This is a genomic window from Nitrospira sp. Nam80 (assembly GCF_965152575.1).
The window spans coordinates 4,487,675-4,511,026 of sequence record NZ_OZ224216.1; the positions used below are offsets into that span (position 1 = coordinate 4,487,675).

At 59.4% G+C, this 23,352-nt stretch carries 25 protein-coding genes; 7 read left to right on the forward strand and 18 right to left on the reverse strand.

The window, feature by feature from the left end; translation table 11 throughout:
• Positions 1-9 precede the first annotated feature (9 nt).
• The 3 genes from ACWGXE_RS21035 to ACWGXE_RS21045 form a co-directional block, all read right to left on the reverse strand.
• Entirely contained in the window at positions 10-1,407 is a 1,398-nt protein-coding gene (locus ACWGXE_RS21035; RefSeq protein WP_447600093.1) for a sensor histidine kinase, read from the reverse strand.
• Entirely contained in the window at positions 1,407-2,078 is a 672-nt protein-coding gene (locus ACWGXE_RS21040; protein WP_447600094.1) for a response regulator transcription factor, read from the reverse strand. The genes ACWGXE_RS21035 and ACWGXE_RS21040 overlap by 1 nt, the downstream gene beginning before the upstream one ends.
• Positions 2,079-2,146: 68 nt before the next feature.
• Entirely contained in the window at positions 2,147-3,802 is a 1,656-nt protein-coding gene (locus ACWGXE_RS21045; RefSeq protein WP_447600095.1) for an FAD-dependent oxidoreductase, read from the reverse strand.
• A gap of 208 nt (positions 3,803-4,010) precedes the next feature.
• Between ACWGXE_RS21045 and gcvP the strand changes: the two genes are divergently transcribed.
• The 5 genes from gcvP (at position 4,011) to ACWGXE_RS21070 (ending at position 10,850) form a co-directional block, all read left to right on the forward strand.
• Positions 4,011-6,896, forward strand: coding sequence for an aminomethyl-transferring glycine dehydrogenase (gcvP, locus tag ACWGXE_RS21050; RefSeq protein WP_447600096.1), 2,886 nt, complete (start codon positions 4,011-4,013; stop codon positions 6,894-6,896).
• An 8-nt stretch (positions 6,897-6,904) separates the two neighbouring features.
• Entirely contained in the window at positions 6,905-7,543 is a 639-nt protein-coding gene (locus ACWGXE_RS21055) for a hypothetical protein (protein WP_447600097.1), read from the forward strand.
• A 34-nt stretch (positions 7,544-7,577) separates the two neighbouring features.
• Entirely contained in the window at positions 7,578-8,567 is a 990-nt protein-coding gene (locus ACWGXE_RS21060; RefSeq protein WP_447600098.1) for a nucleoside hydrolase, read from the forward strand.
• Positions 8,555-9,475 (forward strand): ribokinase, encoded by a 921-nt coding sequence (gene rbsK, locus ACWGXE_RS21065; protein WP_447600099.1) that lies wholly within the window; start codon positions 8,555-8,557, stop codon positions 9,473-9,475. The genes ACWGXE_RS21060 and rbsK overlap by 13 nt, the downstream gene beginning before the upstream one ends.
• Positions 9,476-9,536: 61 nt before the next feature.
• On the forward strand, positions 9,537-10,850 hold the full coding sequence (locus tag ACWGXE_RS21070; protein WP_447600100.1) for an aminotransferase class V-fold PLP-dependent enzyme: 1,314 nt from the start codon (positions 9,537-9,539) through the stop codon (positions 10,848-10,850).
• Between the two features lie 67 nt (positions 10,851-10,917).
• Here the strand turns inward: ACWGXE_RS21070 and ACWGXE_RS21075 are convergent, their stop codons facing one another.
• Together ACWGXE_RS21075 and ACWGXE_RS21080 are read right to left on the reverse strand one after the other, a co-directional pair.
• Complete coding sequence (locus ACWGXE_RS21075; RefSeq protein WP_447600101.1) at positions 10,918-11,094, reverse strand: hypothetical protein; 177 nt, start codon at positions 11,092-11,094, stop codon at positions 10,918-10,920.
• 139 nt (positions 11,095-11,233) lie between these two features.
• A complete protein-coding gene (locus ACWGXE_RS21080; protein WP_447600102.1) occupies positions 11,234-11,806 on the reverse strand; it encodes a mismatch-specific DNA-glycosylase in 573 nt (190 codons plus the stop codon).
• A 165-nt stretch (positions 11,807-11,971) separates the two neighbouring features.
• Between ACWGXE_RS21080 and ACWGXE_RS21085 the strand changes: the two genes are divergently transcribed.
• Positions 11,972-12,139 carry a hypothetical protein gene (locus ACWGXE_RS21085; protein WP_447600103.1) on the forward strand — a complete coding sequence of 56 codons (168 nt, stop codon included), beginning with the start codon at positions 11,972-11,974 and terminating at the stop codon, positions 12,137-12,139.
• A gap of 75 nt (positions 12,140-12,214) precedes the next feature.
• On the opposite strand, the gene ACWGXE_RS21090 is transcribed toward ACWGXE_RS21085, so the two are convergent.
• The 12 genes from ACWGXE_RS21090 to ACWGXE_RS21145 all read right to left on the reverse strand — a co-directional run bounded on the left by ACWGXE_RS21090 (position 12,215) and on the right by ACWGXE_RS21145 (position 21,707).
• Positions 12,215-12,730 carry an NUDIX domain-containing protein gene (locus ACWGXE_RS21090; RefSeq protein ID WP_447600104.1) on the reverse strand — a complete coding sequence of 172 codons (516 nt, stop codon included), beginning with the start codon at positions 12,728-12,730 and terminating at the stop codon, positions 12,215-12,217.
• A gap of 87 nt (positions 12,731-12,817) precedes the next feature.
• The gene (gcvT, locus tag ACWGXE_RS21095; RefSeq protein ID WP_447600105.1) at positions 12,818-13,924 is read right to left on the reverse strand and encodes a glycine cleavage system aminomethyltransferase GcvT; all 1,107 of its coding nucleotides are present in this window, start codon (positions 13,922-13,924) and stop codon (positions 12,818-12,820) included.
• A 24-nt stretch (positions 13,925-13,948) separates the two neighbouring features.
• Positions 13,949-14,320 (reverse strand): FKBP-type peptidyl-prolyl cis-trans isomerase, encoded by a 372-nt coding sequence (locus ACWGXE_RS21100; protein WP_447603822.1) that lies wholly within the window; start codon positions 14,318-14,320, stop codon positions 13,949-13,951.
• Between the two features lie 136 nt (positions 14,321-14,456).
• A complete protein-coding gene (locus tag ACWGXE_RS21105) occupies positions 14,457-15,683 on the reverse strand; it encodes an FIST signal transduction protein (RefSeq protein ID WP_447600106.1) in 1,227 nt (408 codons plus the stop codon).
• Positions 15,684-15,736: 53 nt separating this feature from the next.
• Complete coding sequence (locus ACWGXE_RS21110; RefSeq protein ID WP_447600107.1) at positions 15,737-15,964, reverse strand: hypothetical protein; 228 nt, start codon at positions 15,962-15,964, stop codon at positions 15,737-15,739.
• Positions 15,965-16,058: 94 nt separating this feature from the next.
• Positions 16,059-17,318 carry a DmpA family aminopeptidase gene (locus tag ACWGXE_RS21115; protein WP_447600108.1) on the reverse strand — a complete coding sequence of 420 codons (1,260 nt, stop codon included), beginning with the start codon at positions 17,316-17,318 and terminating at the stop codon, positions 16,059-16,061.
• Between the two features lie 60 nt (positions 17,319-17,378).
• Positions 17,379-18,776 (reverse strand): MBL fold metallo-hydrolase RNA specificity domain-containing protein, encoded by a 1,398-nt coding sequence (locus ACWGXE_RS21120; protein WP_447600109.1) that lies wholly within the window; start codon positions 18,774-18,776, stop codon positions 17,379-17,381.
• The gene (locus ACWGXE_RS21125) at positions 18,773-19,630 is read right to left on the reverse strand and encodes an LOG family protein (protein WP_447600110.1); all 858 of its coding nucleotides are present in this window, start codon (positions 19,628-19,630) and stop codon (positions 18,773-18,775) included. Before ACWGXE_RS21125 ends, ACWGXE_RS21120 begins: the two co-directional genes overlap by 4 nt.
• An 84-nt stretch (positions 19,631-19,714) precedes the next feature.
• Complete coding sequence (locus tag ACWGXE_RS21130; RefSeq protein WP_447600111.1) at positions 19,715-20,152, reverse strand: hypothetical protein; 438 nt, start codon at positions 20,150-20,152, stop codon at positions 19,715-19,717.
• Between the two features lie 13 nt (positions 20,153-20,165).
• The gene (gene bamE / locus ACWGXE_RS21135; RefSeq protein ID WP_447600112.1) at positions 20,166-20,585 is read right to left on the reverse strand and encodes an outer membrane protein assembly factor BamE domain-containing protein; all 420 of its coding nucleotides are present in this window, start codon (positions 20,583-20,585) and stop codon (positions 20,166-20,168) included.
• Complete coding sequence (locus tag ACWGXE_RS21140) at positions 20,582-21,082, reverse strand: N-acetyltransferase family protein (protein WP_447600113.1); 501 nt, start codon at positions 21,080-21,082, stop codon at positions 20,582-20,584. The genes bamE and ACWGXE_RS21140 overlap by 4 nt, the downstream gene beginning before the upstream one ends.
• Positions 21,072-21,707, reverse strand: a complete 636-nt coding sequence (locus ACWGXE_RS21145) for a DUF502 domain-containing protein (protein ID WP_447600114.1) — start codon at positions 21,705-21,707, stop codon at positions 21,072-21,074. Before ACWGXE_RS21145 ends, ACWGXE_RS21140 begins: the two co-directional genes overlap by 11 nt.
• Before the next feature lie 139 nt (positions 21,708-21,846).
• Between ACWGXE_RS21145 and ACWGXE_RS21150 the strand changes: the two genes are divergently transcribed.
• The gene (locus ACWGXE_RS21150) at positions 21,847-22,131 is read left to right on the forward strand and encodes a Trm112 family protein (RefSeq protein WP_447600115.1); all 285 of its coding nucleotides are present in this window, start codon (positions 21,847-21,849) and stop codon (positions 22,129-22,131) included.
• Positions 22,132-22,960: 829 nt separating this feature from the next.
• Here the strand turns inward: ACWGXE_RS21150 and ACWGXE_RS21155 are convergent.
• Positions 22,961-23,329, reverse strand: coding sequence for a hypothetical protein (locus tag ACWGXE_RS21155; protein WP_447600116.1), 369 nt, complete (start codon positions 23,327-23,329; stop codon positions 22,961-22,963).
• Positions 23,330-23,352: the final 23 nt, after the last annotated feature.

Sequence of the window (23,352 nt, forward strand, 5' to 3'; positions counted from 1 at the left end):
TAAAAGACGCTAAGCTGCGGCAAGGGGAAGGATGACGGTGAAGGTGGAGCCTTTGCCCACCTCGCTTTGCACTTCAATGTGGCCCTTGTGGGTGTCGGCGATCCAGGCGCAAATGGCCAACCCGAGACCGGTTCCCTTCTTGTTATGGGCTCGCGCTTCATCGGTCCGGTAGAATCGATCGAAAATCCGTTTCTGCACGTCGGAGGGAAAACCGATGCCTTGATCCGTCACCGCGAGACGGGCTTGGTGCTCCGCCACGGTCAAACTGATCTGGACCGTTCCGCCGGGGTGGGAGTACTTCACCGCATTATCGACGATGTTCAACAGCAGCTCACGCAGGCGAAGCTCATCGCCCATCACGGTTGCGGGCATGACTTGGCCGAGCACGACTTGGATACTGTCTTCCTGCCCCAGCAACACGGCCTGGCGCTGGATATCTTCCACCAGCCCTTCCAACCTGACCGGCTCGCATTCCATCTTGATCTCGCCCAAGTCCGCCCGGGATAGAAACAAGAGTTCATCGACGATTCGCGACATGCGGTCGATTTCTTCCAGGTTGCTTTCGAGCACGGCCTGGTAGTCCTTGACCGGACGCTGTCGCCGCAGGACGAGTTCGGTTTCGCCTTTCATCACCGTCAGGGGCGTGCGCAATTCATGAGAAGCGTCGCTGCTGAACTGGCGAATTTGCTCGAAGGAGGATTCGAGGCGCGCGATCATGTTGTTGAACGTATCGGTCAACCGTCCGATTTCATCCGAGGAGGCCGGCGGTGGCAATCGCTGTGTCAGGTCGCCCCCCGCGATTCGTTGGGCCGCGAGCGTGATGGAATCGACGGGGCGCAAGGCCCGCCCGGCCAGAAACCAGCCTCCCGCCAGCGCGATGGCCAGCGCGATCGGGGTCATGACCCATAAGACGATCAAAAAATGGTGGAGCGTGGCGTCCATCGATTCCAGCGAGGTCCCGACCTGCACGATGTAGAGCAACGATCCGCGATACACGATCGGGACAGAGATCAGGCGCAACGGAGGCTCGTTGGGATACTTGGCGGACTCGAACATGGTCCGCCCGCTGAGGGCGACATCAAGCGCGTGGCGGCTCAGTGGGACCTCATGCTGGCGGATATTCGGCGACCGCAGCGTGATCGTGCCGGAGGGACTGAAGATCTGAAAAAATTTGTCGATCCGCGCCAGCTCGGGGAACTGATTCATGAGTTCATCTTCATCGATCAGCGGCAGAAAGCCGCGCACCTCCAATGACCGGACGGCCACCGTCGCCGTCTCTTCCAACGATTCATCGACCTGGTCGCGAAGATTGCGTTCCGTAATGGTGTAGAGGATGATCGAGAAGGTCAACAGGATGATCGCCAGCGCCGTTCCGTACCAGAGCGTGAGTCTGACGCGCAGGGGCATTAGTCCGCCTTCAACATATAGCCGCTGCCGCGGATCGTATGGATCAATTTGCGGCTGCGACCGCGATCAATCTTATTCCGCAGATAATTCACATAGACGTCGATCACGTTCGTAAAGGTATCGAAGTCCTGATCCCACACATGCTCGGAAATCATGGGTCTGGTGAGCACGCGGCCGGTATGGCGCATGAAATATTCCAGGAGGGCATACTCTTTCATGGTGAGATCGATCCGTTGCCCGTCCCTGGTGACTTCCCGCGTGGCCGGATTGAGGATCAGATCGTCGACTTGAAGTACTCCCGGCGCTTCAGCCGTGCCGCGACGCAGCAACACACGCACGCGGGCCAACAGTTCATCGATGGCGAAGGGTTTGGTGAGGTAGTCGTCCGCGCCCGCATCCAAGCCTTTGACCTTTTGATCGACCTTGGACTGAGCGGTCAGGATCAGGACGGGCGTATGGATCTTTTCTTTCCTGATCCGGCGCAGAATCTCCAAGCCGGGAAGATTGGGCAGCATGAGATCGATGACGATGACGTCGTAACTGCCGCTCAATGCGAGGTCGAGCCCCTGCGCGCCGTCCTCGCAGAGATCCACGGCGTAACTTTCCTCTTCCAGCGCCCGCTTGATGAAGGAGCCGACTTTGGTTTCATCTTCGACGACAAGGACGCGCATCAAACGCTCCACAGGAGTCTTGAATTATACCAAAGCGAAGAAACGCGCAGCGGCACAGAGCCCACCGGCTATTTTGGAATAAACTTGGTCACGGTGACCGGACTATACGAGAGCGCGGGACCATCGGAGGCACGGTGAGCTAAGGTATGTTTAAGCCAGGTCTGGTCGTCTCGTTTCGGAAAATCCCCGCGATAGTGGGCTCCGCGGCTCTCCTCGCGGGCGAGGGCGCCGGTCACGATGGTATCCGCGATCTCCATGAGTGAATCGAGTTCCAAGGCCTGAATCAGGTCGGTATTGAAGACGGGTCCTTTGTCTTGGACCAATACATGAGGACTGCGGCTCTTTAATTCGCGGATCTGGTTCAGCGCTTCGCGCATCGATTGCTCGGTCCGGAAAATTCCCAGGTTTCGGTTCATGACCTTCCCCAGGTCCTCACGGAGCTGCCACGCCCGGAACGGTCCTTCGTTGGACAGTAAGCGTTGAACCCGCATGGTCTCGGCCGTGAGCGCGTTGCCGGGCACGGGACGAGAAGTCGCTGTTTCCACATAACAGGCGGCTCTGATTCCCGCGCGGCGCCCGAACACAATGGTCTCCAGGAGCGAGTTGCCGCCGAGTCGATTTGCGCCGTGGACGCTCACGCATGCGCATTCTCCCGCCGCATAGAGACCGGGAAGCTCCGTTTCTCCCCATTGGTTCGTGGCGACGCCGCCCATTTGATAGTGGGCGCCGGGGCGAACCGGAATCGGCGTTTCAATGGGGTCCAGCCCGGCGAATTCAACAGCCAATTCCCGGATCTGCGGCAGCCGCTCCAGAATGCGCGCCCGGCCAAGATGGCGCAAATCCAACAACACGCAGCCATCGACCCCGCGACCTTCCAAGATTTCCTGGCCGATGGCGAGCGACACGGTGGAGCGGGTCGCCAATTCCATTTGCTCCGGCGCGTATCGCTTCATGAACCGCTCGCCGAGCGTATTCAAGAGGTAGCCGCCTTCGCCCCTGGCTCCTTCCGTGATCAGGATGCCGGTGTCCTTGAGCGTGGTCGGATGGAACTGGACGAACTCCATGTCTTTGAGCGGCACGCCGGCCCGATAGGCGAGCGCCATCCCATCCCCGGTGTTGATCACCGCGTTCGTGCTGGTGTGAAAGACTCGTCCGCTTCCACCGGTGGCAAGGATCACGGCTTTGGCCTGGATCGCCTGCATCCCTCCGCGAATCATGTCCCAAGCGACCACTCCACTGCACCGGCCCTCCTCTGTCACCAGCGCGGTGACGTACCATTCTTCGTAGACGCGCACATGGCGCTTGAGCAATTGTTCGTACATGGCGTGGAGCAACGCATGGCCCGTCCGATCCGCCGCGTAGCAGGTGCGGGGAAACCCGGCGCCGCCGAAAGGCCGTTGAGCGATGCGCCCGTCCTCATTGCGGCTGAAGATCACGCCCATCTGTTCGAGTTCCAGAATATCCTGCGGCGCTTCGCGGCACATGACTTCAATGGCATCCTGATCTCCGAGATAGATGCCGCCTTTGGCGGTATCGAACGCATGGGCTTCCCAGGAATCCTTATCGCCGAGCGCCGCATTGATGCCGCCTTGGGCGGCGACCGAATGGCTGCGAACAGGATGAACCTTTGAGAGGACCGCGACATCAAGGCGGCTGGGAACGGCAAGGGCGGCACGCATCCCGGCTAGACCCGCACCGATGATCAGCACGTCATGCGTGATCATCAGTCCCGAGGCCTTCCGATCCGGAGAAACAGGCGAGCGTCGAGAGAGCCGTTCTCGCGGGTCCGACGCGCGGTGGGCAAGAAGAGAGCGAATAGTGGCCGATGGATCGGCCTGATGCTTGGAAAAGGCTCTTGAGCATGGTACGTTAGCATCGAGATCGACAATCGAACGTCTTCATTCTACCGCTTGCAAGGACGGTCATCTTTCCATGTCACAGCATGATCTACTTACAGTACCCGATTCCTTTGTCCGCCGCCACCTGGGACCGACGGAAGCCGATATCCAGGAGATGCTGGCCATCCTCGGCGTCCCGTCCTTGGACGCGCTCGTAGACAACACGATTCCAGAAGATATCAGATTACGGGCGCCGATTTCGCTCCCGACTAATCGCGGCGAACAGGATGTCCTCGGCGAACTTCGCGCGATCGCCGGCCGCAATCGGGTCTATCGCTCACTCATCGGAATGGGGTATTTCGACTGCATCACGCCGCCTGTGATCCAGCGCAATATTCTGGAGAATCCGGGTTGGTATACGCAATATACGCCCTACCAAGCGGAAATCGCGCAGGGCCGGTTGGAGGCGCTCATCAATTTTCAGACGATGGTGGCGGATTTGACGGGCCTGCCGTTGGCCAACGCGTCGTTGCTCGACGAGGCCACGGCCGCCGCGGAGGCCATGGCGATGTGCGTCGCGCACGCCCGGAACCGACATGAGGAGAAGCCGGAATTTTTCGTGTCCCACGATTGCCATCCGCAGACGATTGCCGTGGTGCAGACGAGGGCGGAACCGCTCGGCATCACCCTGCGCATCGGAGCCAACAAAACCGTTGATTTCAACAGCGGGCGGCTGTGCGGGATTCTCCTGCAATATCCCACGACGGACGGCTATGTGGGCGATTATGGCTGGCTCGTCGAGCAGGCTCATGCGGCCGGCAGCTTGGTGGTGGTGGCGACGGATCTCTTGGCCATGGCACTCTTGCGTCCGCCCGGTGACTTCGGCGCCGATATTGCGGTGGGGTCGACGCAGCGGTTGGGCGTGCCTCTCGGGTATGGAGGCCCGCACGCCGCATTTCTGGCCACCAAAGAGGAATACAAGCGACAAATGCCCGGACGGATCGTCGGCGCTTCCCGTGATAATGCCGGCAAAACGGCCTATCGGTTGGCACTGCAGACACGCGAGCAGCACATCAGGCGCGAACGGGCGACCAGTAATATCTGCACCGCCCAGGTTTTGCTGGCCGTCATGGCGGGAATGTACGCGGTGTATCACGGGCCGGAAGGATTGCGACGGATCGCCGCCCGCGTGCATCGGTTTACCAAACTGCTGGCCGAAGGGTTGCGCCGGCAGGGCTATGACGTGAGCCCCGAAGTCTTTTTTGACACCTTACGTGTGCGAACGCACCAGGACCAGGCGCAGGCGATCTTGTCTCGTGCCGAAGCTGACCGGATCAATCTCCGGCGATACGAGGATGGAAGCATCGGTCTGTCCCTCGATGAGCGAACGACGCTCAACGAGGTCGAGACTCTCTTGACCGTGTTTCTTGGCCCGAAGACGGGTGTCGCGAGTGTGCAGGAGCTGGAACGCGGCCTGAATGTCGAGTATCCGACCGCTCTGGCCCGAACGACGGGATATCTTACGCACGCGGTCTTCAATCGGTATCATTCGGAGCATGAGATGCTCCGGTACCTTCATCGGCTGCAAAGCAAGGATCTCTCGCTCGTGCATTCAATGATTCCGTTGGGCTCCTGCACAATGAAGCTCAACGCGACCGCGGAAATGCTGCCGGTGACGTGGCCGGAGTTTTCCGGCATCCATCCGTTCGCGCCTGCTGAGCAAGTCAGCGGGTACCAGGAACTGTTCCGGCAACTTGAAGCGTGGCTGGCGGACATCACCGGATTTGCAGCCATCTCTCTCCAGCCGAATGCCGGCTCACAGGGAGAGTATGCCGGCCTCATGGCCATCCGAGCGTACCATCGACATCGTGGAGAGTCCCATCGGGATATTTGTTTGATTCCGGTGTCGGCTCACGGAACCAATCCGGCCAGCGCGGCGATGTCCGGGATGACCGTCGTGGCGGTCGCATGCGATGCCAATGGCAATGTGGACCTCGGCGATCTAGAGAATAAGGCGGCGCAGCATCGAGATCGTTTGGCCGCCATGATGATCACCTACCCCTCGACTCATGGCGTGTTCGAGGAAGGGGTCCGAAGAATGTGCCAGATCGTCCATACGCATGGAGGCCAGGTCTACATGGACGGCGCCAATTTGAATGCGCAAGTCGGTTTGTGCCGGCCGGCGGATATCGGAGCGGATGTCTGCCACCTGAATCTGCACAAGACCTTTTGCATTCCACATGGCGGCGGCGGACCGGGAATGGGACCGATCGGCGTGGCTCGGCATCTCATGCCGTTCTTGCCCGGTCATCCGGTCGTCAGGGTCGGCGGGGCGGATTCCATTGGCCCGGTGTCGGCGGCGCCCTACGGCAGTTCAAGTATTCTCACGATCTCGTGGGTGTACATCGCGCTCATGGGCGGCGATGGATTGACCAAGGCGACCGAAGTCGCCATCCTCAATGCCAACTACATGGCCAAGCGGCTGGAAAAGCATTATGCCGTGTTGTACGCCGGCCGGCACGGCGCAGTCGCCCACGAATTTATTCTGGATTTGCGGCCGTTAAAGGAGCAGTCCGGTATTGAAGCCATGGATGTCGCCAAGCGGCTGATGGACTATGGATTTCACGCGCCGACCGTGTCGTTTCCCGTTCCGGGAACCTTGATGATCGAGCCGACTGAAAGCGAATCCAAGGCGGAGCTCGATCGTTTTTGCGATGCCCTGATTGCCATCCGTGGAGAGATCCAAGACGTAATCGACGGCCGCCAGCCGCGATCGGGCAATGTCGTGAAGCAGGCGCCCCATACGGCCCAAGCCGTCACGTCGTCTGAATGGGCCAGACCCTATAGCCGCGAGCAGGCCGCCTTTCCTGCTCCGTGGGTCCGGGATCATAAGTTTTGGCCCAGCGTCGGACGCATTGATGAGGCCTTTGGCGACCGCAACCTTTTCTGTACCTGCCCACCGATGGATCCTCAGTCCTGAGCGCGACAATGAAGGTCGTTCGTGAGGCCGGCACTACCCCCTGGGGCTGGCTTCGCCTCCAGCTTGTTGCGATGGCGATCCTCGTCGGCGGAGCCAGCCTCCTTGCTTCGGATGGTCCATCTCCGGTGTGGGCTGAAGCTCCTCCTCCCGCTTCACCCTCCGATACTCCGGTGGACCTGGCGCCAGGCGGGAACTATGCCTCAGGCATCAGGCTGCGAATTCCCAGCCAGGGATGGTCGTTCCAGGTCCCCGCGCAATGGCATGCGACCGTGTTTGAAGATTCGGAACTACCGTTCCTGATTTCCGACGAAGGCCGGAGCATGGGCATGATGTTTCCATTGGCGCATGCGACCGCAGATGAGGTCGAGCATGAGCTTGGTCAACCGCTCGCGTTATCCCAGGGCGTGTCCTTTGTGCCGACCGGCTCGCTCGTCCGAACGGGGTCCCGTCTTCTGCGGTCCTATGTCAGTGAGGCGACCGTCGGACGCGCGCTGGCTGTGAAAGGACCGTCCGATCAATGGGTGATTTATTTCCTCATGGGGCCCGGCAGTGAGTCGGAAGGCTATGACGCGCTGCTCGATCAATTGGCGGACTCAACGCAGTTTGGTGGGGAAGGAAGCCGGAGCGAGCCTCGTGAGGGTATCTGACCAAATCGTCCTTCTCCGAAGCCTCAGGTGACGCATGAGTCCTTCACATCCGGCGCGCGTCGTGATCGACACCGATCCTGGACTCGATGATGCGCTCGCATTATTGTTGGCATTCCGTTCCCCGGAGCTCGACATCGTCGGCCTCACGACCGTCTGCGGCAATATTCCCGTAGGCCAAGCCACAAAGAACCTCTTTCGCGTCCTGAATCTTCTTCACCCCTGTCCCTCGGTGCCCGTCGGTCAAGGGGCCGCTCGCCCGTTGGAATATCAGTTGGCGACCGCCACGCAGTTTCACGGAACGGACGGCCTGGGCGACCTCGATCAATTTCTGGATGCGGCGGGGGCATGCCGGTATGTCTCGCCGCGCCTGCCGGCGAGTTTGCCGACCGCGCAGGAAGTCTGGCAAGAGTGCGGGCGCCGCTATTCAGGAGAATTGACGTTGATTACGCTGGGACCTTTGACGAACGTCGCGCTGGCGCTGAAGGTCAGTCCCGGCACCGTTCAACGATTCACGCGAATCATCGCGATGGCGGGAGCGATTGCCGTGCCGGGCAACGTCACGCCGGCCGCAGAGTTCAATGTCTTCGTGGACCCCCATGCGGCAAAGCGGGTATTGCAGGCCGGTCTCCCGCTCACATTGATCCCATTGGATGTGACGACGCAAGTCGCCTTCCGTCGTGAGCGGATCGCTGCGTTGACGAAAAGTCCTTGCGACCATGTCGCGCAATTCATCGGCGATTCGATGGGCAAAGGATTTGATTTTGCCGAGATGGTTGAAGGCCATGGACGGGTCTATTTGCATGACCCATTGGCGGTGGCTGCGGCGATCGATGCAACGCTGATCACGCCGGAGCCGCTGCATGTGGATGTGGAAGTCGCAGGTGAGGCGGCGCGAGGCATGACGATCGCCGATCGCCGGACGTTATTGCCCGAGCACAAGAACAAGCCCAATGTGCAGGTGGCGTTGGGAGTGGACGCGTTGCGGGTGCTTGCGTTGTTCGAGGACCGGTTATGCCGAAGGTAATCGTGATCGGTTCGGCCAATCTGGATTTCACTGTCGCGGTGGATCGTTTGCCGGGGCCTGGGGAAACCGTGCTGGGCCGCGATTTCTATCAATCGTACGGCGGGAAAGGAGCCAATCAAGCGGTTGCCGCGCGCAAGGCCGGAGCCGACGTGGTCTTTCTGACCAAGATCGGCACGGATTCGAACGGGAGAATGATGGAGAAACATTTCCTTTCTTCAGGATTGCCGCCGACGGGCCTCCTTCGCGATCCGAAAACGCCGACCGGCGTCGCCTTGATCATGGTAGACCGAGCGGGGGCTAATCAGATCGCCGTCGCGCCGGGAAGCAATCAGATGCTGACCGCGGACGAGGTGCAGCGCGCTTCGTCCCTCATGGCCGGCGCGCGGGTATTGTTGGTGCAATTGGAGATTCCCATGGCGGCCGTGATGATGGCTCTGACTCTTGCGAGAAAGACTCGGGTGATGACGATTCTCAATCCTGCCCCGGCCCAACCGCTTTCGACTGAACTGCTGAAGCTGGTGGATATCTTGACGCCGAACGAAGGGGAAGCCCGCGCTCTGGGAGGGCAGGAGGATCCGGGAGAAGCGGCCCGGGTGTTGATGAAACGCGGAGCGCGATCGGTCATCGTCACTCGTGGCAAAGAGGGCGCCCTGCTGGTAGACGGCGAGGCCGCTCCCCGCTCGTTCCCGGCTTTTGCAGTGGATTCGGTGGATTCAACGGGAGCGGGGGATGCTTTCAACGGGGCGCTGGCCTGCGCTCTGGCTTCCGGCGACCAGCTCGATAAGGCCATTGCCTTTGCCAATGCGGCCGGCGCGCTGGCCACGGCCAAGCGAGGCGCTTACGAATCATTCCCCTCCCGCCGCGAGATCGAGCAACTGCGGCGCCCGCGTATCGATAGGCCGTCATGAAGAATTAATTCATTTCGGTATCGAGCACCGATGCGAGATCAATCGAAGAATGGAGTTCACCATGCATAGGCGTCAGTTTCTGATCAGAACCGGCGCGGTCTTAGGCGCCTCGTTGTTGTCTGGTCTAACGGGTCCGCCGATTCTGCCTGCGGGCGGGCGGCCGGAAAGCGGGTTCACCGGCTGGGAGTCGGTGCGCGCGCAATTCCCGCTTTCACCGGATGTGATTCATATGGCGGGCTTCTTTCTCGCGTCGCACCCGACGCCGGTGCGCGAGGCCATTGAACGGCATCGCCGCGGATTCGACGCCAACCCGATCGGCTATTGGCTCGAGCATGAAGCGAAGCAGGAGGCGATCGTACTCCAAGCCGCCGCGGACTATCTCGCAGTGGCGCCGACCGACATCGCGCTTACCGATAGCACGACGATGGGGCTGGGATTGCTCTATGGCGGCTTATCGCTTCAAGAGGGGCAGGAGATTCTCACGACGGTCCATGACCATTACTCAACCGACATGTCGATCAGGCTGAGAGCCGAGCGGACAGGGGCAACCGTTCGGCACATTACTCTGTACCGGGACATCCAAGGCGTGACGAGCGACGAACTGGTCGAATCGATCGCTGATCACGTGAGGCGGGAGACGAGAGTTGTGGCGGTGACTTGGGTCCATAGCAGCACCGGCCTGAAATTGCCGATCCGGCAGATCGCCGCTCGTTTGGCTCATGTGAACGATCAACGGTCTGCGGATGACCGGGTTCTTCTGTGCGTGGACGGCGTCCATGCGCTGGGTGTGGAGAACTTCCGGCTGGAAGAGATCGGATGCGACTTTTTGGTGGCGGGGACGCATAAGTGGATGTTCGGTCCACGCGGGACCGGGCTGGTATGGGGACATCCGAAAGCCTGGCCGTTCACGAATGCCATTATCCCGACCTTCAATACCGACGCCTACGATATGTGGACCAACGACGCGCCGCCGCATCGGATTCCCCAGTCGGTGTACATGACCCCCGGCGGTTTCCATTCGTTCGAGCACCGGTGGGCGTTGGATCAAGCGTTCGCGTTTCATGAGGGGATCGGGAAGTCCCGGGTGACGGAGCGGATTCATGCCCTGAATGACCGGCTCAAAGACGGCCTGGCGACGATGAAACACGTCAGACTTCATACGCCTCGGTCGCGCGAATTGTCGGCAGGAATCGTGTGCTTCGATATCGAGGGAATGAAACCGCCGGAAGTGATTGAACGACTCCGGCAACGAAACATTATGGGCAGTGTGACACCCTATGCCGATCACCTGGCCCGCTTGGCACCCGGTCTCTTGACGTCGGAGGAGGATGTGGATCGAACCATTGAAGCGATTCACGATCTTCGCCGATCGTAGATCCTACACTCTCTTCGTCACGAGCGTGAGGCGTCTCGTGAACCTGAAACATCTGTCTATCGCCGGGTCAGTTGGCCTTGGCCGCGGTCGCCCGCAGTTGGGAAAGGACGGACCGGGCCTCGGGAAGGAAATCATCGCGGTGATGCGTCTCGGCCAAGTGAAGCGCTTCGGCGGCCGTGGCAATCGCCTCCTCGTGCTTCCCCTTAGCGCAATACCTCTTGGCGAGGCCTAGTCGCGCATTCACCGATACCGGTTCTCGTTGAGTGACCTGTCTGAGAATCTGCTCCCCTTGGGGCTTGTCACCGCCCAGGAATGGAGCAGCCGCACGAGGAGCGTCCCTTTCGGTGAAAAGGCGTCCAGGCGTTTGGCGAGCTGAACAGGAATCATGTGCGGAGAAAGGCGTTGAGTTCTCCGTAGGCCTGCACCATGGCCTCGAGCGAATAATGAGCGTTCCGCCCACTGGGGTTGGGCAACAGGAAAACAGCTGCCTCCGCGAGCCGCGCCCGTTGAAGGCCAGGCCTAGTTGCGCCGCCCTTTCGCTTCGAAAACAAGACGGAATAGAGGGTGAGTCCCAGAATTGCGACCACTCGGGGGCGATAACGTTCGATCTTGGACAAGAGGATGGCGCGTCCTTCGTCATAGTCCTGGGAGGTCAGTTCATGGATGCCGGAACTGGGACGCGCGACCATGTTTGTCAGGCCGAGCCCCCAGGAAGGCAACCGCCAGTCATCCGCGTATGTGAGAAGCTGCGGTACTAAGCCCGAGTGACACAGCACTTTCCAGAATCTGTTGGAATACCCGGCGAAATGATGACCCACCGCGGCGGAGCGCAGCCCGGGATTGATGCCGACGAACAGTACTTGCACATCGGATCCAATATAATCGGGAAGGCCGCCGGCCTTTGGATCCAATGCAGCCTTTCGTTTGCTGGGGCGGTTTAGTGACGGTCCAGCCATTCTGCCACAGGATTTCCGTCCTTCATTGTGTCATCTCGCCGGATGCTCCACCATAAGTTATCGAAAAATAACAGCAGGATTTGAATAAGGCAACAGGCACCACCCTTGCTCTAGCCTTCACCGCTTTCCGAAACAATCTACCAAAATGAAAGGGGGTGACATCTTATGAAGCGGATGATGCTGAGCATGTTGGCTGTCGCGATGTTGGTCGCGTTCAGCGCTCCTGCCTTCGCTGGCGAGGAAAAGAAGAAGGACGAAAAGAAGGGTGGCAAGCTCACCCAGATGGTGTACGGCGAGGAGAAGAAGAAGGACGAGAAGAAGGGCGGCAAGTAATTATTGGGAGTCTCTTGGCGAGGCTTACTGGCCCGGGAGGTCTCCCAGCTCTGATGGGAGGCCTCCTGAGTCGCCTTACCGCTTCATTGCTTGAATGAACACCGCTTGTAATCCGACGATCGTTTTCGCGTCCCGGATCGCCCCATCCTCAATTTTCTGAATCGCCTCTTTCAGCGGCAGTTCCACGACCTCCAGTACCTCATCCCGATCAAGCTCCTGCGTTCCCTGTGCCAACCCCGTCGCCTGATAAATATGGATGACTTCGTCCGTAAAGCCAGGCGCGGTGAAGATACGGGAGAGCAAGACGAACGATGCGGCTTTATAGCCGATTTCCTCTTCAAGTTCGCGCGCGGCGCAATGAAGCGGATCTTCTCCGGGATGGAGTTTGCCGGCGGGAATTTCATAGATGAATCCGCCCGCGGCGTGGCGGAATTGACGGATCATGATCACCGTCGCCTCATCCTTCATCGGCACCATTGCGGCGGCGCCGGGATGGCGCACTACTTCGAGGTCGACTGTGACACCGTTGGGAAGCGTGACGGTGTCAATATTGAGTGTGACGACGTGCCCGGTATAGACGTTTCTCGTCATAGGAGCCAGTAGCGTATGGCCTCCAGCTTGCGGCGTATAGCACAAGCAGAACCAGCCAAATTATTCATTTGTTCCTACTATGAGCCATCAGCCATGCTTTGTTTTTCTATAGAATGGAGCTTTCACGACCGCCGCCGGGAGCAGTTTTCCTCGGATATCGATATGGAGCCGCGTGCCTGGTCCGGACAGTGCCGGCGGCACATAACCCAGACCGATGCCCTTCTGCAGGAGCGGCGAAAAGTTGCCGCTCGTCACGACCCCCGCCGCCTTCTCTTGCGCTTCCGGCCGAAGGATTAAACAACCATGCCGCGGCACGGCTTTCTCCAATAACTCAAATGCCGCCAGCCGGCGTTCCGGCACGGCGGCCTGTTGGCGCAGAAGAGCATCCCGGCCGATGAAGTCACCCTTGTTCAGATGCACCACCCAGTCGGCGCCGGCCTCCAGCGGCGTGGTTTCTTCATCAATGTCGTTGCCGTAGAGCAAATAGCCCATCTCGAGCCGCAACAGATCTCGTGAGCCGAGACCGGCGGGCTTGAGGCCCTTCGGCCGGCCGGCGTCCATGAGATGGTTCCAGACCCGTTGAGCCAGATGGGCGGGCAGATACAGTTCATATCCCAATTCGCCCGTGTAACCGGTTCGAGAGATGAGCGTGGACTCTCCGAACACCTTCGACTGAAGAACATGGCGGGCTTTCAAGGCCGCGAGACCTTCGATATCCAACGCGGCCAGTATCTCTCTGGACTCAGGACCTTGCAATGCGAGCTGGGCCAGTTCCTGGGAACGATCATTCACGGAACAGTCCTCAGCAGCGGTCTTCCGTCCCTGCATCCATGCCAGGATCTTCTCGCGATTGGAAGCATTGACACAGACGAGGTATTCCTCCGGCGTCACGGCATAGATGAACACGTCGTCTTTGATGCCGCCGCGCTCGTTGCAGACCATGGAATAGTGCGATTGCCCGGCCGGCAGTTTCGACAGATCGTTGGTCGTGATGTGCTGCAGGAACGCCGACGAGCCGCGGCCGGTGATGCCGATGCGGCCCATGTGGCTCACATCGAACAATCCGGCCCGCGCCCGTACGGTCTGGTATTCATCCACGACCCCCGAATATTGGATCGGCATGTCCCAACCGGCAAAATCCACCAACTTCGCGCCGGCTGCCCGATGAGCGTCATAGAGCGGGGTTCGTTGCATATCGATGATTGAATCGGACGAACGTTATCGCAGGCCGAGCAGTTCCACGTCGAACATCAACGTCGCATTCGGTGGAATGACGCCGCCGGCTCCGCGCGAGCCGTAGCCCAATTGAGGAGGAATCGTCAGCTTGCGTTTGCCGCCGACCTTCATGCCGGCCACGCCCTCATCCCATCCTTTAATGACTTGCCCGGCCCCGACGCGAAAGGAGAACGGTTCTTTTCGATCGACCGAGCTGTCGAATTTTTTGCCGTCGGTCAGCCACCCGGTATAGTGCACCGTGGCGGTGTCGCCGAGCGCGGCTTCGCGGCCGCTTCCGACCGCCACATCCCGGTACTTCAAGCCGGATTCCGTGGTGATTTCCTGTCCGCCGGTTGGATTATCGCCTGATTGCATGTCGGCCCCCGAATTCAGTGTGGTGATCAATGCGAACAGTAATGCCGTCGCAGGGACTATCAAAAATCTCATGAATAGCTCCTTTTGATTGCCGATTCTTCTGGTTCCACGGGAAGGGCCGTCCTTTCGGAATACCTCATGGCAGGAGCCGCGGTCGCGCCGGAGCGTCGTCCTCGAATATCGCGATGCTCGCCGTATAGCCATGGAGAAAGCTTCTTCCACCGATCGGCCCAATCTCTCCCTGCGCAAAGAAACCTGACAGGGGAATCCGTCCCATGTGCTTTTCGATGACCGACACGTCATGATTCACGCGCCCGAAAAGGCCTTTCCCGCGGCCGCAGCAACTGAACAGGAGCGCGCCAAGCGCCGGCGTGAGAGCGCCGCCCCGGCAGGTCGCGAGGAGATCGTGTAAGTCTTCGTGCGCCGATCCGGCATCGCGCACTTGGAATTGAACGGTCTGGCCTTCCTGCACGACATCTCCGATCACGACGGCCCCGGTCTCCTGGTCCGCGCCGATCAGGTTACGGACGAGAAAATCTCCCCGTTCGAAACGATCACGATGTTCGTCGATGGCGATACCGATATGCAACGCTCGATGCGCCAGTTCCCGTTCCTTGTCCTCCAGTGATTCATAGACATGCTGAAGGCAGTGCAGGGCCGGCATCCCGCCCAGTTCACGGATGACATTCTGTTCCGCCCTGGTGACGATATAGCGTTCCCCGATCGGGCGGCACCCTTGTGAAACGACTGTCGTGACGGAAACGCCGCCGGACAATGCGACCCCGACCAGTCCCGAATCATAGACCTCCTCATTCAACATGAGCCGGTTCTCACCGATATCCCGCCCGCCGCCTGCGAGCCCGCCGATGACGATCGAACCGGGATAGCGGTCTTCCAGCAACGGCAAAAGTTCCTGCATCGGAGTCGAGAACGGGTCGGCAAAGAGCAGCAGCACAGGAGACGAATCCGGATCGCTGTGAAATCTGTCGGGCCAGCCGGCCATGGTGAATTGATCCTGCACGCTCGAAAAAGAAAGGCGTAAGGGGGTGAGGCCGGTACGCGGAAGATGCGCCACCCACAAGCTCGCCGCCGCACTCGCCTCGATTTCTCGTCCGGCTCCGATGACGCCTTCTCCGGTGCATCCGATCACGACGCCGGGAGACAAGGCCGCGCGGGCGCCCGCAACCAGACGATCGGTATCGTTGCCATAATGAGAGGAAAGAAAAAGGACCGCAAGGTCGGCTGAACCGTCACCGAGCTGTTCCCGCACGTTGGCCGATAATATCTCCGCTGCCGCCACCGGATCGCGCTCACTGGTGAGCGAGGAGGCGAATCGGGGTGTCGAAGAATGCGTACCGGCCATCTGAATCGTCTCACGCGTTGCAAATCATGTCAGTGTGAGGGCGGGCGGGATCGCTAGACGCCTGGATTCATGCGTTCCGACCGATCGGCGGCGAGCTTCTTGTAATAACGCCACATGTAGGAATGATAATCATCGAGTTGCGCGAGCAAATAATGGAGTTCGGTCGGGTCCTGCGTTTCCAGCGCGCGCACCATTCGAGCTCGTAGAAATTCGGCAAAATGTTCGGTTTTCTCAAGCGCCGTTAACAGGCGTAACCCTCCGCCTACATGATATTCGCTCATACGTGACCGCCGGGACTCAATCGGGATAGGAGAATAGCGACGCTCGGATACAAATGCAAGGCGCGCATGACATTCACTTGCTTACCCAACCTGTTCAATGAGGTCCTGGTGAGTATTCGCGCAAGATCGATTGCAGCCTCGGGAGGGAGATGGCGTCGACGCGATGACCGTCACGGCCGACGACCGTCGTGGCGCCGGTGAGGGCATTGAGAACGGCTTCTTCGGTCGCTTCAACCGTGGCGGCCAATATCGGATTAATATGAGCATCCGACAAATGCGACATCGTAAAAACCGCGTCTTTGGGATAATGGGGAATGACGTTGGCGGTTGAAAAAGCCAGCATGAAATCTCCGCTCCCATGCCTCGCGGTCGAGCCAGTTCTGGCGAGACCCAAGGCTGCTCGTTTCGCCAGGCGGGTTAATTGTCTCGCATCCAACGGCGCATCTGTTCCGATGACGATGATGATCGATCCTTCCGCGATTCCCGGACCGGCCGCGGCCCATTGCTCGTCCGAAGTGGTGGAAGAGACGCCGGCCGGAGAGGTCTGATTCTCATAGACGAGTCCGACCGGGACACCGGTCACTGTCAGTTCCGGCCTGCGGCCGTGGTTCGCATTGACCAAGACTCCGATCGTATAGCCTCCCTCGTCCTCGGGTAATTGCCTCGATGACGTACCGATGCCGCCTTTAAAGCCATAGGACACCATTCCGGTGCCGGCCCCGACGCTGCCTTCCAAAACAGGGCCGGCGGCAGCCGTATCGAGCGCCGCCATGACATCGCGTTCGGAAACATGACGGCCCTGGCTGTCGTTCAGGCGACTGTCATCGCATTCGGCGACGACAGGGGTCAACGTATCGTCGGTAATGCCGATCCCCGGATACTGCTTGATCATCCAACTCATGACGCCGTTCGACACACGCGGCACATTTAGGGTATTCGTCAGCGCAATGGGATATTCCAGGAATCCCGATTCGGCCACCCATGCCAACCCAGTCATCTCGCCGGTGCCGTTGAGCACGAAAGCTCCAGCCGGGACCTTTTTGCGCCACACATCTTCGCGCGGAATTAGGACGGTCACACCGGTTCGGATTGGGCCTTGTCCAGGGATCAGAGGCCCCTCTCCTTCAATGAGCGTGACGTGGCCGACTTTGACACCGGGGAGATCGGTGATGGCATTGAGTGGTCCCGGTTGATAGCGGCCGACGACAATCCCGAGATCGCGTGCCCGCTGTCTCAAGGAATCGGCCGGCTCGGCGGATCCGTCGCCTGTCGCCCACGAGCCGAGCGGATGGAAGAAGAGAAACATCAGAGCGAGCAGGATAACCCGTCCGTACCGGGGAGCCTGGCCGGACACGGGTGGGCATCGCTTGGATTGCCGCTTGCAAGGGAATGACACGGGGTTCTTCATGATCTGTTAGAGTTCGTATGCTTGGCCGATGGATGGAACAATGACATCCGCTTTGGGAAGTTCGGTTTGGACCGCGCCTGCCAATGAGAGCGATTGCTTGTCCTCGCCGTGCACCACGAAGACCTTGCCTGGAGCGGGGGAGATGCCTCGCACATAGGCCAGTAGCCCGTTGCGGTCCGCATGGGCGGAAAGGCCGTTGAACAGAATCACTTGCGCGCGGCGCGGCGTGGGAATGCCGAAGATCGGGACGATCTCCTGTCTCTCCACCAATTTGCGACCCAGCGTATGCTCTGCCTGAAAGCCGACAATCGCAATGAGGTTTGCCTCATCCTGAACGGCATGCTTGAGATGGTGCAGCACCCGCCCTCCTTCGCACATGCCGGACGATGCGACAATAACGCAAGGCCCCTTCATCGTATTGAGCTGTTTACTCTCTTCGACCGATGAAACGTAACGAATATAACGGGCTCCGAACGGGTCCTCTTGGGACACGAACGTGCGGTAGGTCTCCTCATCGTAGCATTCCGGATGCTTTCGGAAGACCTCGGTCGCTCGGGCGGCGAGCGGGGAGTCGATGTAAATCGGAAGCGGATCGATGCGGCTTTCCATGACGAGTTCCTTGATCCGCATGATGATGTCCTGCGTCCTGCCGACGGCAAAGGCCGGCACGATGATTTTACTGCGGTGAGCCCTCGCGTGAGCCACCATCTGTTGGGCTTTGGCTTTGAGTGCTTCCCCAACCTCTTCATGGAGGCGATCGCCGTACGTGGATTCAATGATCAGCACGTCGCAACTCGGGGGCGGCGCGGGGTCCCGAAGGACCGGCATGCGCGGTCTGCCCAGGTCCCCTGAAAAGAGAATCGTGGTGCTGTTGCCTCGCGCGCTGTACTTTAGTTGAACGGCAGCGGACCCGAGGATATGTCCGGCGTCATGGAGCGAGGCGCTGAGTTGCGGAGCCACCCGTATGGTCCGGCCGTAATCCGTCCCGATAAAGCGGCGGACGATTGCCCTGACATCGTCCGTGTCATAGAAGGGACGCAGGCAGGCATCACCCCATCGGCCCTCCTTCTTGTTGACATAGGCACAGTCATTTTCTTGAACGCGCGCGGAATCTTCCAGCATCACCGCAGTCAGATCAGCCGTCGCGCCGGTCATATGCACGTTGCCGCGAAATCCGTGTTTGCCGAGGATGGGCAAGGCGCCGGAATGATCGATGTGGGCATGAGACAAGAGAACAGCCTGAACGGATCGAGGATCGAAACCCAGATATCGGTTCTGACGGTCGCCTTCCTGGCGGCGCCCTTGGAACAGTCCACAGTCGAGGAGGACGCGGCCGGGCGGCGTGTCCACGAGGTGACGACTTCCGGTCACGGAGCGAGCGGCGCCGTGAAAGGTGATGGTCATGGCGCGGACGGATCTCCATGTTGTCGCACGATCAGATCCCACGCCTCTTGCGCGGTCTCGGCATACTGAAACAAATTCAAATCGGCCGGGCTGATGAATCCCTCCTCCGCGAGCAGTTGCCAATTGATGAGGCGATCCCAGAAGGCCCGGCCGACGAGGACGACGGCGACCCCGGACGCCTTGCCCGTCTGCAACAGGGTCAAGGTCTCAAAGAGTTCGTCCAATGTGCCGAATCCACCCGGAAACGCCACCAAGGCCTTCGCGCGAAGCAAAAAATGCATTTTGCGCAAGGCGAAGTACCGGAATTGGAAGGATAAAGCCGGAGTCACATACGCATTCGGGTATTGTTCATGAGGCAGCATGATATTCAGGCCGATCGATTTCGCCCCGACGTCCGCGGCCCCTCGGTTTGCCGCCTCCATGATCCCGGGACCGCCTCCGGTCACGATGACGAAGTCACACCGCCCGCCGGTCTGGCACGTCGCGGAAACGAGGCGACCGAACTCGCGAGCTTCATCATAGTAGGGCGACAGGGCGACCTGCCGCTGAGCCAAGACGAGCGCGTCCTTCAGCGCGGGATCGTCCGGAGTATCTCGCAGTGCCGCTTCAACTTGGGACAACTGCTCGCGCGCCGTTTGAGGCTCCAATAAGCGCGCGCTGCCGAACACCACGATGGTGGATCGGATGCCTTCCTCTTTTTGAATTAGCTCCGGTTTGAGCAGTTCCAGGCTCAATCTGAACGGGCGCAACTCCTCCCGTTGCAGAAAGGCAAGGTCTCGATCGGCCGGAATGTACGACGTGGACGGGACGGCGGAATCCGGAACGGAATCGCGGTCGGGCGGAACATGAACCATGGGGCGCGATTATAACGGGACGGATGCGACGCCGCAATTCCGTTGCACGACGCGAACCGAGGCGCACCGGCATCGAATGAGGGCTCAATCCCCGAACGGCCAGAATCGAAACTTGGATGAGTTGGCATGAAAGGCGAATGCATAATGTTGGACCACCCATTTTTCGTCGCACTTCACCTGGAACGCATCAAAGCCAACGCCGCCGCCGGCCTGCACGATCTCCGGCGAGTAGAAGGGGACGATGAACCGTAAGCCCCATCCATAGTCAACACGGAAGTATTTTCCGTCGCTGAAGTGATACGTGGCCACTGCTCCGCTCTTGAGATCCAGCAGTTCGTCCGGAGCGCCCAGACGCTCCGCCACTTCGGCTAAGGTCGTTTGCCCGTTGACGATGAAGGCGACATCGTTCTGGCTGATGGGGAAATTGACGCTCATCCGTTGCCAGGTAATGGGACCACGGATGCAGCCGCCGAGCGTCAAGCAAAGGAAGCAGACGAAGAGACCGAACGCGTATCGTGTCATAGGTCAAGCGCCGCTAGGACCCAAAGGGCCAGAACTGAAACTCCAGCGGAGGCCGCTTTTTTCCGGCCACGACTTCCTCGACAATCCCGTTCTTGTCGAAAATGACGAAGACGTCGTCGCTTTTGACGTTGGTCCTTGAAAAGATAATCACCGTGCCGGACTTCATGTCATACCGGAAATAGTGAAAGATCTCCCGCCCATTGGCTTCCACGATTCGATCGGGCGCGCCCAGCAAGTCGGCGACCTCGGCTCTCGTGCTGGCCCCTTTCTTGATTGCGGAAATATCCCCTTGGCGGACTTCTTCGCCGTAATTGCCGCGGATAAAGGCGCACCCGGTCGAAAGCATCACAATGACCAGCCAGCAGAGAAAATCTCCGAGTCTCCGGGAGAAGGCCTGGACGAGATGCCGACGCATGAACAATAGCCGATTCATGATGACTCCTTGAGAGAATGGGACGAATAGACAAAATCTTCTTCGAGTATGAGATAGCTGGAGCGGTGCAGGCCCGCGCGACGATAGGCTTCCCGCGCGATTGTGTTGTTCTGTTCGACGTACAGGCGAATGCCGCAGACTCCGGGCGTCATTTGCGCCCGCTGCCTGATGCTGTCATGCAGCCGCCGATACACGCCGCGGCGGCGCCATTGCGGATCGACATAGACGCTTTGGATCCACCAGAACTGCGCATTTCGCCAATCGCTCCACTCATAGGTGATCAGGCATTGACCAATCACCGTGCGATCCGGGCGGTGCTCCGCCACGTAAAAAGTCCCTCGATCGGTCTGGTCGAAGACCGCCAGAGTCCCGTGCCGCAAACGCTCCTGATCCAGCTCGCGCTGTTCCGTCTCCCACGCCATGGCGGCGCTGAAGCGGATGAGGGTGTCGGCATCCTCCCGACGTGCCTGCCGAATCACGATGTCTTCAGAGACCATCGGCGGGCCGACCGAAGAGAGACGAGAGCCATCGTGTTCCCGGCCGGTAGAGACCGGCTGAGAATTCGAGCTTCAAGGCATCCTCGGGAAGCAGATTCACGGGGCGGAGTTGCTCCCTGGGAACGAATGCCAAGTAACCGGTGAAGGGATGAATGGCTGTGGGAACAAAAATCATCACCAGTTCGGAAGCCGGAACAATCTGGAGCGCAACGGGCGCGGTGCCCATGACAAATCCCAGCGCCCACAGTCCGTCACGCGGAAATGGGAACGCAACCACCTTACTCTGTCCGAAACGGGACCGGTAATTCAACAGGTCGGTCATGCTTTTGAGCGTGAGATAGACGCTTCGTATGAGAGGAATCCGCTCGAGCCATGCCTCGGCCCACCTGAATAACCGCTGTCCCAACACATGGGTCGCGATCGCCCCGACGCTCAGCACGAGGACGATGAGCAAAGCCAGGCCGAGTCCCGGCACATAGGATTCCGCCTCCCTGCCGATCAGATCGATGAGCAGATTGTCCAGCGCGACGAACATCGCGGATAGGATAAGAAAGGTCGCCCATGTCGGGACGAGAATCAACAAGCCGGCCAGACAGTATTGCCACAGCTTCTGGATGACGACCATTCGGAGCCTCCGTGCGCGCAATGTTGTAAGATAGCAGATACATTTCGCCTTTAGTAAGGTCTTGATCTAAAACCATGTTTTGGACTATCGTTTGGCACCGGACGAAGCCACGCCGGATGTCAGTGAGGAGGTGTGCCAGATGGCCGAAGGAACGACCGGAAGAGTCAATATCGCCAAGGATCTCTTAGCGATCCTCTGTTGCCCCGATACCAAGCAAACGGTGACCCTAGCGGACGACCACCTGATCGACAAATTGAACGGCCTCGTTGCGAAGGGTGAGCTGAAGAACAAGGCAAAGAAAACCGTCACCGAAAACCTGGACGGCGGCTTGATCAGAGCAGACGGGAAGGTTCTTTATCCGATTCGTGAAGATATCCCGGTCATGTTAATCGATGAAGCTATTCCGCTCGACCAGGTATCCTGATTCGCACCGCTCCATCCGAATAGCCCAAGGACCTCTGGGCCTTACCCCCACCGGCGGAATTAATCGTCGAGCCCGCCGCACACATTGCGCGCACATTCCAATGGACCAATGAGTCGCTTCCATTCCTCCGCTTGCGTCGGGATCCCGGGAGCCACGGATATCTCGGGCGGTGATTCGCTGGCTGCTTGAACGCCGCTGGGGAATCCGAGCTGTCGGCCGGCATGGGCCTACGGTTTCAGAAGACGGGGCTCCATCTGACCCGCCTCTGTCTTGGAGCCGGTCGATGTGCCGCAGTGGGCACAGAGATATTCATAGAGGTTGCCGCTCGGCAAGACCAGAAGCAAGCGCTGGCGAGTCGGTGTGGCCTGTTTGCAGGTACCGCAATACAAGAGAGACGCGTTAAACGAGTCGTATTGCGCGGGCGGCCGCTGGTGTCCGGGACGAGCGGATGGAGCAGGGCGCGATGGACTCGGTCCGGCCCAAGGAGGCATTCGACGTTTGGCTGAAAAATCTGACATCGCGTTGGATTCTAACGACCCCACCGAGCCAGGTCAATGAGGCCGGCGTGCGAGTCACGCATCATCGTCTCTACCGCCGCGATGAAGCCGCCAAAGCGATCGCCCTACTTGAACGACGCCATACAGAGCCAGACCGGACAGCAGTCCATATAGTCCTGCCCGGCTCCACGGCCAGAGGTCGGGCGCGTGCAGCATGACCCCGAGTGCGATATGCCCTCCCAGGCCAAGGCAGATCGCGAAGATAATCCATTCGCGAGCCATCGTCTCTGTGAAGATTGGCGCGGGTGCCGATACCTGCAAGTCTGGACCAGCTAGACGGAGGTCTTGGCCGATTCGATTTCGGTAGCAGTGATCAGGCTGGACAGATAATCCGCCACGAACGTCAATGCCTCTTCCCGGCCATCCGCTCGGCGGCCCTTTTCCCTGCGCTGGACGGAGAGCTCATGGTCGAGGTCGGATTTGACTTCAGTGAGCACCCGTTGCAGGGTGGTCGGCGTCAAATTGGTATCCATATCCTCGAGTTCTTGGCACCGATCCAGAACCCAATTCAGCCCTTCAATACGCCCGGCATAGTGTTCGGTTTCCGCCGTATCGATTCGAGCCATCGTGGTCGCGAAGGTCTGGGCTTCGTAGACCAAATTATAAAAACTGGTGACAGCTCTCTGTAAAGTCGGATTCATATATCTCCTTGTGTCATGAGAGG